At 70.2% G+C, this 10,741-nt stretch carries 8 protein-coding genes and 1 pseudogene; 6 read left to right on the top strand and 3 right to left on the bottom strand.

The features are described 5' to 3' along the window. A pseudogene (locus tag ACSDR0_RS26630) lies at positions 1–238 on the bottom strand (endo-1,4-beta-xylanase); the annotation flags it as partial. A gap of 430 nt (positions 239–668) precedes the next feature. Then, positions 669–1,529 carry a 3-methyladenine DNA glycosylase gene (locus ACSDR0_RS26625; RefSeq protein ID WP_435291608.1) on the bottom strand — a complete coding sequence of 287 codons (861 nt, stop codon included), beginning with the start codon at positions 1,527–1,529 and terminating at the stop codon, positions 669–671. A gap of 221 nt (positions 1,530–1,750) precedes the next feature. Here ACSDR0_RS26625 and ACSDR0_RS26620 point away from each other — a divergent pair, with 221 nt between their 5' ends. The 6 genes from ACSDR0_RS26620 (at position 1,751) to ACSDR0_RS26595 (ending at position 10,053) form a co-directional block, all read left to right on the top strand. Then, positions 1,751–2,866, top strand: a complete 1,116-nt coding sequence (locus tag ACSDR0_RS26620; RefSeq protein WP_435291607.1) for a hypothetical protein — start codon at positions 1,751–1,753, stop codon at positions 2,864–2,866. Positions 2,867–2,900: 34 nt separating this feature from the next. Continuing rightward, positions 2,901–4,067 (top strand): toxic anion resistance protein, encoded by a 1,167-nt coding sequence (locus ACSDR0_RS26615; protein ID WP_435291606.1) that lies wholly within the window; start codon positions 2,901–2,903, stop codon positions 4,065–4,067. Further along, the gene (locus tag ACSDR0_RS26610; protein WP_435291605.1) at positions 4,064–5,755 is read left to right on the top strand and encodes an extracellular solute-binding protein; all 1,692 of its coding nucleotides are present in this window, start codon (positions 4,064–4,066) and stop codon (positions 5,753–5,755) included. The genes ACSDR0_RS26615 and ACSDR0_RS26610 overlap by 4 nt, the downstream gene beginning before the upstream one ends. Then, complete coding sequence (locus ACSDR0_RS26605) at positions 5,742–6,371, top strand: hypothetical protein (RefSeq protein ID WP_435291604.1); 630 nt, start codon at positions 5,742–5,744, stop codon at positions 6,369–6,371. Before ACSDR0_RS26610 ends, ACSDR0_RS26605 begins: the two co-directional genes overlap by 14 nt. Before the next feature lie 506 nt (positions 6,372–6,877). After that, positions 6,878–8,488 carry a hypothetical protein gene (locus ACSDR0_RS26600; RefSeq protein ID WP_435291603.1) on the top strand — a complete coding sequence of 537 codons (1,611 nt, stop codon included), beginning with the start codon at positions 6,878–6,880 and terminating at the stop codon, positions 8,486–8,488. 407 nt (positions 8,489–8,895) lie between these two features. Next, positions 8,896–10,053: a beta family protein gene (locus ACSDR0_RS26595; protein ID WP_435291602.1), complete on the top strand. Its 1,158-nt coding sequence runs from the start codon at positions 8,896–8,898 to the stop codon at positions 10,051–10,053. Positions 10,054–10,084: 31 nt separating this feature from the next. On the opposite strand, the gene ACSDR0_RS26590 is transcribed toward ACSDR0_RS26595, so the two are convergent. Next, positions 10,085–10,720 (bottom strand): hypothetical protein, encoded by a 636-nt coding sequence (locus ACSDR0_RS26590; protein WP_435291601.1) that lies wholly within the window; start codon positions 10,718–10,720, stop codon positions 10,085–10,087. Between the last annotated feature and the right edge of the window lie 21 nt (positions 10,721–10,741).

Genomic DNA, 10,741 nt, shown 5'->3' with positions numbered 1-10,741 from the left:
GCGAGTCCCCGAGCCTGCTCGTCGAGATCGCGGTGCCGAAGTATCGCCCGCTCTGCTGGGCCGCCGCACCGAGCGTGGACGCGGCGGCACTGGTGGAAGCGGCACCGGCGGAGACCGGGCCGGTCACCGCCGTGAGCGTGCCGAGCACGAGGGTGCCGAGGGCACCGGCGATCAGGGCCCGGCGAAGGCCGCCGAAGGGTCGCCGGGTTCCGGGCGGGGGGATGGCACTTGTGCCCATGCCTGAGCCTCCATAACTGCGTCACGGGAAAACGGGAACGTGGGGAACACCCCCGCGAATTCGACGCCGCGCCCATTGCCGGGAAGGCACACCACCGGGGCGTCGCAGACGACGGCCCTGCTGCGCACCACCGACCCGGCCGTAGGAGGACGCCTTGGGGACTCAGTGTGGAAACCTCGCCGAAATACGTCAAGGTAGCCCAGAAACTTTCGGTTGTCTCACCTGGGGCTGTCTACCTGGAACATGCCCCAACCTCTGTCCCGGCCTCCTGAAACCTTGCGGACTCGCCATGCCGCGGCGAGACGTGGCCAATGTAAGTTTCAGCACGATGCCTCACCGGCGAGGGGCGGATCGCCCTGTGCTCAACCGGACACACCTCGGTACGCCATGCGTCGAAGCCCTGACGGCACCTCCCCGCCTCGTGGCGGGGTCAGGGGTGGCGGATGCCGGAGAGCAGCCGCTCGCAGGAGTCGAGCAGGCGTTGCCGCAGCGGTCTCGCCCGCTCGGCGAAACCCCGCTGCTCGGCGGCGTACTCGGCCTTTCCCTCGGGCGTCTCGATCCGGATCGCCCGATGTCCGAGCGCGCTCAGGTCGTACGGGCTGGCTCGCATGTCCACGGCGCGGATGTCGCGGGCCAGCGTGAAGCAGTCGGCGACCAGCTCGCCGCTCACCAGCGGCGACAGCTTGTACGCCCACTTGTACAGGTCCATGTTGGCGTGCAGGCAGCCCGGCTGCTCCAGCTCCGGCTGCCGCTCCCGCGTCGGCTGCAGCGCGTTGAGCGGGCGCGCCTCGGGGGTGAAGAAGCGGAACGCGTCGAAATGGCCGCACCGCACGCCCCGCTGCTCCACGACCTCCGCGATCTTCTCCCCGCTGAGCCGCAGCGGCCAGGCGTCATGCCGCACCTCCGCGGTCTTGTAGACCATCGCCCACTCGTGCAAGCCGAAGCAGCCGAAATATCCCGGTCGTGCCGCGGTGGCGCCCAGCAGCCGCGTGATCCACTCGACGGAGGTCCGGCGCCTGTCCATCAGCGTCGCGGTGTCGAGCGTGGCCCCCTCGGGCGTGTCGAGGTAGTCGCGGCCGAAGTCGCGCGCGCCCCTCAGCACCACCCCGGCGCCCGGATGCCACTTCCGCAGCCGCGCCGGCCGGTGCCCGTAGTAGGTGAACAGGAAGTCCTCGATGGGATGGGCCTCGCCCCGCGCCCTGCGCGCCAGGTGCGGCTCCGCCCACACCTCGATCCGCCGGCCGTGGGCCTCCGCCCGAGCCCGCCACTCCTCCGGTTCCAGAACCTCCACCGCTGAATGGTACGCGCGGGCCGATGGTGCCCGTCCGCTCCGGCCGGCCGTTCGGCGGCCCGGTGCGGCGACGGCGAGCGCCCGCCGAACGGCGCATCGGTGAACGGAAAGTGAATTGTCAATACGTTGTGAACGCCTCGCTCCGCATTGTCGTCACACATCACATAATCCAATTACAACCGCTATTTCCGGCGATACGGGACAAGCTTTCAAGGAATCACATGAAGCGTTGGATCGGTGTCGGGCTGGCGCTGCTCCTCGGCGCCGCCGTGGTGGCGGCGATCGTGGTGGGCAACCGTGGCGGCGGCGCGGAGACACGGGAGCTCACCCTGGTCCGGGGGGTGATCGGATCGGAGAAGAAGCCGTTCTTCGACGATCAGCGGGTGCGGGCGGTCTTCGCCAGGCACGGCCTCCGGGTGGAGGTCGACACCGCGGGATCACGCCAGATCGCGACCTCGGTGGACCTGGGGAAGTACGGTTTCGCGTTTCCGTCCAGCGCTCCGGCGGCCGAGAAGATCAGGCGTGACCGGGGTGCCACCCGCACCTTCGCGCCGTTCTCCTCTCCCATGGCGATCGCCACCTTCACCCCGATCGTGGACGTGCTCGCCAAGGCGGGCGTCGTGCGGGACTCCGGCCAGGGTTACCAGGTGCTCGATATCCAGAAATATCTAGACCTGGTGGCTAAGGGCACCCGGTGGGACAAGCTGCCGGGCAATACCGCCTACCCGGCGCGCAAGCGCGTGCTGCTCACCACCACCGACGTCCGCACCTCCAACTCCGCGGCGATGTACCTCTCGATCGCCGGCTACGTGGCCAACGGCGACGACGTGGTCACCACGAACGACCAGGCCTCCAAGGTCGCCGGGACCGTCGCGCCCCTCTTCCTCGACCAGGGGTACTCCGAGACCTCCACCGAGGCGCCGTTCGAGGACTACCTGTCCCTGGGGATGGGGAAGACGCCCATGGTCGTGATCTACGAGGCGCAGTACGCCTCGCGCCTGTTCGCCGGGGACGGCTCGATCCGCCCCGACATGCGGCTGCTCTACCCCTCGCCCACGGTCCTGAGCAAGCACACGCTCGTACCGCTCGGCGCGCCGGGCACCGAGGTCGGCCGGCTCCTGCAGGAGGACCCGGAACTCGGGCACCTCGCGGCCCTGTACGGCTTCCGCACCGCCAGCCCCAAGGCGTTCGACGACCTCGTGGCGAAGGTGAGGGCTCCGCTGCCTCCCGGTCTGGTCGACGTGGTGGAGCCACCCGACCACGAGCGGCTGGAGGGCATGATCTCCGCGATCGAGACGCTCTACCGGTCCGGAGCGGTCCCCTCATCCACCCCCTGACCTCACCTTCCCAGCGCTTCGAAAAGAGACCACCGTGAGCGATCTCGTGCTCAGCCCGCCGGAACCCGTGGCCAAGGTGCCCACGGAGAAGGCGGCCACCATGCTGCCGATCCCGGAGGGACGGGACGCGGAACTGGCGGAGAAGGCCCGCGGCTTCGCCGAGGAGTTGAGCGGCCTGGACCCGAGGTCGCCGGAGTTCACCCGGAAGGTGCACGACATCACCTCCATGGGCGACTCGGAGATCCGGGCCTCCTCCCAGGTGGCGAACCGCATGCTGAGGCGCCCGGTGGCCGCGCTGGCGTCCGTCAAGGGCGAGGGCCGGGACGCGCAGGCGGCGGTGGCGGGGCAGCTGGTCGCGCTGCGCCGGACGATCGTCGACCTCGATCCCAAACAGACGTCCGGCCCGGCCAGGAAGCTGCTGGGACTGATCCCGTTCGGCGACAAGCTGCGCGACTATTTCGCGAAATACCAGTCGGCGCAGAAACACCTCGACGACATCATCCGTGCCCTCAAGTCCGGGCAGGACGAGCTGCGCAAGGACAACGCGGCCATCGAGGGCGAGAAGACCAACCTGTGGGAGTCGATGAAGCGCCTGCAGGAGTACGCCCTGCTCGCCGCCGCCCTCGACGCCGCGGTGGAAGAAAAGATCATGTATGTCGAGGCGGCCGAGCCGGAGAAGGCCACCGCCCTGCGCTCGGACGCGTTGTTCGGCATCCGGCAGAAGCACCAGGACCTGCTGACGCAGCTCGCGGTGTCCGCCCAGGGATATCTCGCCCTGGACCTGATCCGCAAGAACAACCTCGAACTGATCAAGGGCGTGGACCGGGCGACCACGACGACGATCGCGGCGCTGCGCACGGCCGTGACCGTGGCCCAGGCCCTCGCCAACCAGAAACTCGTGCTCGACCAGATCACGGCGCTGAACGCCACCACCTCCGACCTGATCGTGGCGACCAGCGAGATGCTGCGCACGCAGGCGGCCGACATCCAGACCCAGGCGGCGTCGACCACGGTCGGCATGGACGCGCTGCGCAAGGCGTTCGACAACATCTACTCCACCATGGACATGATCGACACGTTCAAGGCCAAGGCCGTGGAGAACATGGCGATCACCGTGGACAGCCTGACCGTCGAGCTGGACCACGCCCGCACGTACCTGGAGCGCTCCCGGCGCGGCGACGAAGAAGGGCTCCCGCGATGAGGGGCTCGATGCCCGGCGTGCCGTCGGGTTCCGGCCCGGCCGGGTCGACACCCGGCGCGCCACTCGATTCCCGCCCGGCCGGGTCGGCACCCGGCGTGCGAGCGGGTGCTCGCCGGGTCAGGCGGGCGCTCGTCGTGCTGACCCTGCTGGTGGCGTCGGCCGCGTGCGGCGGGGCTGAGACGCCCGCCACCCCCGCGGACGGTCCCGACGTGCTCCGCGTCCTCGCGGGAAGCGAGATCGGCGACCTGGAACCGCTGCTCAAGCGGGCCCAGGACGCCGTCGGCGTGCGGGTCACGCTGTCGTACGCCGGAACGCTCGACGGGGCCGACCAGGTGGCGAGCGGTGGCGCGGACGGGCGGTACGACGCGACGTGGTTCTCCTCCAACCGCTACCTGTCGCTGATCGACGGGGCGGCCGCGCGGCTCTCGACCCAGACCAAGGCCATGGTCTCGCCCGTGCTGCTCGGGCTGAAGGCGTCCAAGGCGCGCGAGCTCGGCTGGGACGGCAAGACCGTGACCTGGAACGACATCGCCTCGGCCGCGAGCGCCCGGAAGTTCACCTTCGGCATGACCAGCCCCGCGGCGTCCAACTCCGGGTTCTCGGCGCTGGTCGGCGTGACGGCGGCGCTCTCCGACGCCGGTGAGGCCCTGGACAGTGCCCAGATCGACGCGGCGACCCCCAGGCTGAAGGAGTTCTTCTCGGCGCAGACGCTCACCTCCGGTTCCTCCGGCTGGCTCGCGGACGCGTACGCCAAGGAGGGCGCGGTGGACGGGCTCGTGAACTACGAGTCCGTGCTGCTCGGCCTCAACGCCTCCGGCAGGCTCTCCGAGCCGCTCACGCTGATCTACCCGGGCGACGGGGTGGTGACGGCCGACTACCCGCTCACGCTCCTGAGCTCCGCGACCCCGGAGAAGAAGGAGCTGTACGGGAAGCTCGCCGCCTGGCTGCGCACGCCGGAGATCCAGCGGGAGATCATGACCACGACCCACCGCCGGCCCATCGTCCCCGAGGTCAGGCCGGACCCGCGTTTCGGGACCGCGTCGCTGGTGGAGCTGCCCTTCCCCAACCGGCGCAGCGCGGCCGACGAGCTGATCGGCGTCTACCTCAACCAGGTGCGCAGGCCGTCGCGGACGCTGTTCGTGCTGGACACCTCCGGTTCGATGGAGGGGGAGCGGATCGACGCGCTCAGGCAGGCGCTGACCGCCCTGTCGGGCGCCGACACCTCGATCAGCGGATCGTTCTCGCGCTTCCGCGACCGCGAGACGGTCACGATGATCCCGTTCAACGCGGTCCCCGGCACCCCGCAGACCTTCGCGCTGCCCGACCGGAACCCCGAACCGGTGCTCCAGCGGATCCGCTCCTACAGCGAGGCGCTGCAGGCGAACGGCGGCACCGCGATCTTCGACAGCCTGCGGGCCGCCTACGAGGAGGTCCGGTCGTCGCCGTCGGAGGACTTCACCTCGATCGTGCTGATGACGGACGGCGAGAACACCGACGGCAGCTCGTACGACGACTTCGCCTCCTACTACGCGTCGCTGCCCGTGAAGTTCCGGACGTTCGTCGTGCTTTTCGGCGACAGCGACGTCGACGAGATGAAGCGGATCGCCCAGCTCACCGGCGGAGCGGCCTTCGACGCCCGGCAGGGGTCGCTGGCCACGGCCTTCAAGGAGATCCGTGGCTACCAGTAGCCCGGGCGGGCGGATCCTCGCCTACGCCGGGTCGACCAGGAACATCGCCGGGTGCGCCCTGGCGCTCGTCGGGGTGGTCCTGGTCTTCCTCGGCGTCGCCGGGACGTTCTGGCCCGTCGTGGTCGCCGGGTTGTACGGCGTCGGGGCGCTGCTGGCCCCCGCGGACCGGGTGAGGCTCACGATCTCGCACGCGGAGGTGGAGTCACAGCGGCTGCGGGCCGACCTGGACACCCTGCTGGCCGAGGTCGGCGGGAACCGGTTCCCCGCCGACGTGGTGACGAGGGTCGGCGCGCTCGCCGAGGTGGTGCGCGACATCCTCCGGCGGGCGGACACGCTCACCTCCTCACCCGACCACCTGCACATCGTGTCGCAGACGATCAGGGACTACCTGCCGTCCAGCCTGGAGACGTACGCGAACCTGCCCCGCTCCTACGCGCTCACGCGGCGCGGCGAGCGGGAACGCAGCGCGCACGAGGAGCTGCTCGCCCAGCTCGACCTGCTGGACACCCAGCTGCGCAAGGTGGCCGACTCGGTCTACCGGGGCGACGAGCAGGCCCTGCGCGACCAGGGCAGGTTCCTGCGGGACCGGTTCGGCGGCTCCGGCCTGGACCTCTGACCGTCCCCTTCGGGTGAGGCCCTCCGGCGGCGCGGGAAGTCCCGGCGGGCGGCCGGGACGCCCGCGCGCGTTCGCGAAAAGACTTTCCCGCCACCTCTGAACCGTCTTCGACGGTGCTCACCTGGGGGAACGGCGTCCCGGCCGCACGGGTGGACGGGGCCTCGGCGGCGCCGGAACGAACTGGGTGCTTGACCCGCACCTTTCTCTGGGCGTAAAAGTGCGAAAAGAGTTGGATAGCGCTTTCCCACCCTTCGTCCCAGAGCGACGTCACGGGCCTGCTCGGCGTACTCCGCCGCAGGTCAGCCATGCCCGCAGCCCTCATCCAGGGGGTCGTGGGCGGGCTCGTGCGTCGCCCGACGGACACCGCTCGCCGGGCCCCGGCGACGCCGGCGCGTGACCGCGGAACGCGGCACGCCCGCGCCGCCGGTTCGGTCCCGGCGTGAGGCCATGGCCGACCGGGCCGGGAGCACGGCAGGTCGGTACTGACGGAACTTGGAGGTTCCACGGTGCGAAGAAGGAAAGGGATCAGCGGCTCGCCACTCACCGCGCTCGCGACGAGCCTCGCTCTCGCGGTGATCGGGGCGCTGGTGCTCGTGGCGATGCCCAGCGCGTTCGCCGCGTCGTTGTTCGGCGACGACTTCGAGGACGGCAACTCCAACGGCTGGTCGAAGTCCGGGGGAAGCTGGTCGGTGGTCGCCGACGGCTCCCAGGCGTACCGGCAGTCCGGAACGGGCGCGGACGCCAGGACGGTGGCCGGTGCCGGTTGGTCGGGCCAAGCGGTGCAGGCACGGGTGAAGCCGATCGCGTTCAACGGCGGCGGACGGTACGTCGCGGTGCTGGCCAGGGCGCAGAGCAGCAGCAACTACTACTTCCTGGGGCTGAGCAACGCCGGCACGGTCATCCTGGGCAAGCGCAGCGGTGGCGGCCCGACGACCCTCGCCTCGGCCGCGGCGACGGTGACCCCGGGCACCTGGTACACCCTCAGGCTGGAGGCGTTCGGCACGACGCTGCGCGGCTTCGTGAACAACGTGCAGGTCGTCTCGGCGACGGACTCCACCTTCTCCTCAGGAAAGGTGGGCCTCGCCGGTTACTACGCGAGCGCCTCGTTCGACGACGTGCTGGTGACCGACGCCGGCGGGCCGAGCGAGCCGCCGGTCACGCCCACGATCACCCCGCCGCCCCCGGGCACCTGCCCCACCTCGGGTTCGCCCGTCGGGTTCGCCTCGGTGAACGCCTGGGGCAGGAACGGGACCACGGGCGGCGCGGGCGGGCCGACCGTCGAGGTCGACACCGCGAGCGAGCTGATCTCCGCGATCGGCCAGAGCGGGCCCCTGAACATCTGCGTGCGCGGGATGATCACTGTTCCGGCCGGGATGTACAACGTCGCCTCGGACAAGACGATCGTGGGCATCGGCTCCGGTGGCGGCATCAGCGGCGGCGGGCTCAACATCGGCCTTCCCCTCGACAACTCGGTCACCTCGCCGCCCGCGAACGCCGTGAACAACGTCATCATCCGCAACCTGTCGTTCCGGAACGCCAACGACGACTCGATCAACGTGCAGATGTTCTCCCACCACATCTGGATCGACCACAACGACCTGGCCGACGGGTACGACGGGCTCATCGACATCAAGCGCGGCTCGTCGTACGTCACCGTGTCGTGGAACCACACGCACGACCACACCAAGAACATGCTGCTCGGCCATGACGACGGCAACAGCGCGCAGGACATCGGGCGGCTGAAGGTGAGCTACCACCACAACTGGTTCAACCAGACCCCGCAGCGCAACCCCCGGGTGCGGTTCGGCGAGCCGGTGCACGTGTTCAACAACTACTACGTCTACAACACCGACGTCGGGGTGGCCTGCCAGCTGAACGCCGGATGCCTGATCGAGGGCAACTACTTCGAGAGGGTCGAGGTCCCGGCGACGAACACCTACGCCGGTTCCGCCGGCAGGTGCGTCGCGAGGAACAACGTGCTCGACGACTCGGGACCGCCCGAGTGCAGCGGCAGCGTGCAGGAGGCGAGCTCGTACTACGGCTACACCCTGGACGACCCGAACTCCGTGAAGGCGATCGTCAGCGCGGGAGCCGGGGTCGGGAAGATCGGCTCCTGATCCCTCGGAACCCTCGGGGTCCCCGGTAACCCCGGGGACCCCTTGGATCGGGACCCGGCGGGCGGCTCACCGCGCCGCCCGCCGGGTCCCGGAACCGGTGACCGGCGCGGACGGCAGGACCTGGAACCGGTGACCAGCGGGGACGGCAGGACCCGGAACCGGTGACCGACGCGCTCGGCCCGACCTGGAACCGGCGACCGGCGGAACCCGGAATCGGTGACCGGCGCGTCCGGCGGCCGGCCGGTTCCCGGCTTTCGCGACAGTCCGATCACCGCCTCTTTCCGTTTCCCACGAATCACATCGATGATCTCCTGCCAGCTCGATCCCAAAGGCATCGGCGAATGAATCATTCTCACGGAATGTGACTCCGGGGAATATTGACGAACTCATCGCCGGAGGCCACCGTCGTGAAAACCGGGCAGGTGGCGGCCCGCCGGGAGGCGAGGGACGGCCGCCGCACCGGACGCGGGTTCGCCAACCACACGGAGAACCATGTCATGACGGTGTACATGCCGATCCTGAAGGGGCGGGCCAGCGAGTTCCTGGCCCTGGGGAAGGTCGCCGCGGAACGCCGGCCCTCCGTACGGCCGCTGATCGAGGTGATGCCGCTGGAATCGGATACCGGCGACGGCGACCGGGCGACGATCGAGAGTGTGGCCGCCTTCGAGAAACGCGTGGAGGAGCACCTTCCCGCCGAACGCGTTTTCGCGGTCGACTGCCACCGCCTGCTCGGCAGGCACAGGAACCCGGACGACCGCGGTGTCATGTCAATGGTGTCGAACGCCGTGCGAAAGCTCGGCTATCGCATGATCCCGGTGGTACGGCCGGAGGACGGCGAGCACGCGTTCCGGAGCGCGGGGTACGCCGCGGCGCAGCATCGGAAGGGTGCCTGCCTGCGCGTGCCCTGGGCCGCGCCGCGCACCTCCGCGGACGACGCCCGGCTGTCGCGCCGGATACGCGACCACCTGGGCCTGGAGTTCAAGGACATCGATCTCGTGCTCGACCTGTGGGCGGTCGACTCCGACGCCCTGCTGAAGGACCGTACCGCCGACGCCTGGCAGGCGCTCACCTGGGCGAAACGGTTACCGGTGCGTTCGATCACCTTGGCCGCCGGCGCGTTCCCCAGGACCCTCGACGACGTCCCCTTCGACACCCCGGTGGCCATCCCCCGGCGGGACGCCGCCCTGTGGACGACCGTCGCGGCCTCTTACACCGGCACGGAACTGTCCTACGCGGACTACGGCGTGTTCAGCCCGCGGGTGTCGCAGGGGCGAAACCCGCACCCGAACCTGCGGTACGCGGTCGACGGCCGGTGGTACGCCTACCGATGCGAGCGGCGCGAGGGCACCGGTGCACTCGGGGGTTTCGACGACCTGTGCAAGGCGGTGGTCGCGGATCTCCGGCCGTCCCGGGGAACGGCGTTCTCGTGGGGCGACGAGCAGATCGAGCGCTTCGCCGACGGGCAGCCGCTGCTGCCGAGGAGACCGGAGTCGTGGCACGCCTGCAGCCTGTCGCGCCACTTCGCCACGGTGCTCGACCGGCTGGGCCACCTCAGGCGGCCCTGATTCCCAGAGGCCGAATCCGGGCGGGCGGGGGTCAGCGGGGGGCGACCCGGTCGGCGCGGGCGTCGGCGGGGACGTCGTCTCGGACGTCGTCGAAGGTATCGCCGGGGGCGTTTTCTGGGACCTCTTCGAGAGTGTCCCCGCGGGCGTCCTCACAGGTGTCCCCATGGGCGTCCTCGTGGGCGTCGGTGCGGGCGAGGATGCTCTCCATCCACGCCACCGCGGTGGCCGCCACCTGCGTCAGCTGGGAGTACAGGCGCTTGTCGAGCTCCTCGCGGCCGGTGTGGAACCTGTCGCGGCCGAACTCCCGGCCGATCCCGCCGACCTGTTCGACCAGACCGGCCAGCTTCGCCACCTCGACCAGGTGGGGATTCGACGGGTCCAGCGCGTCGTCCTCGGCCCGCTGCCTCCGGCGTTCCCGCTCGACCTCGGCCAGGGCGCCCTCCAGGCGGAGCCGGTGCGCGTGGCCGGTGACCGCGTCGACGATGAACCCGGCGACCTCCCTGGGCCGCTCGGCGTCGAGCACCTCCACGTAGAGGGAGTAGTCGTCGCCGTCGCCTCCGGCTATGGCCCAGACGCCGGCCTCCTCTTTCTCGTGGTTGGCCTCGCCGGGGACGACCCGCCACGTGGTGAGATCGACGGACCCTAGCTGCTCGCACCTGGGAACCACGATGTCCTCCTGCTCGTGTTC

The organism is Streptosporangium sp. G11, assembly GCF_051192615.1.
Classification (GTDB): domain Bacteria; phylum Actinomycetota; class Actinomycetes; order Streptosporangiales; family Streptosporangiaceae; genus Streptosporangium.
This window is presented reverse-complemented; position numbering and strand designations above follow the sequence as displayed.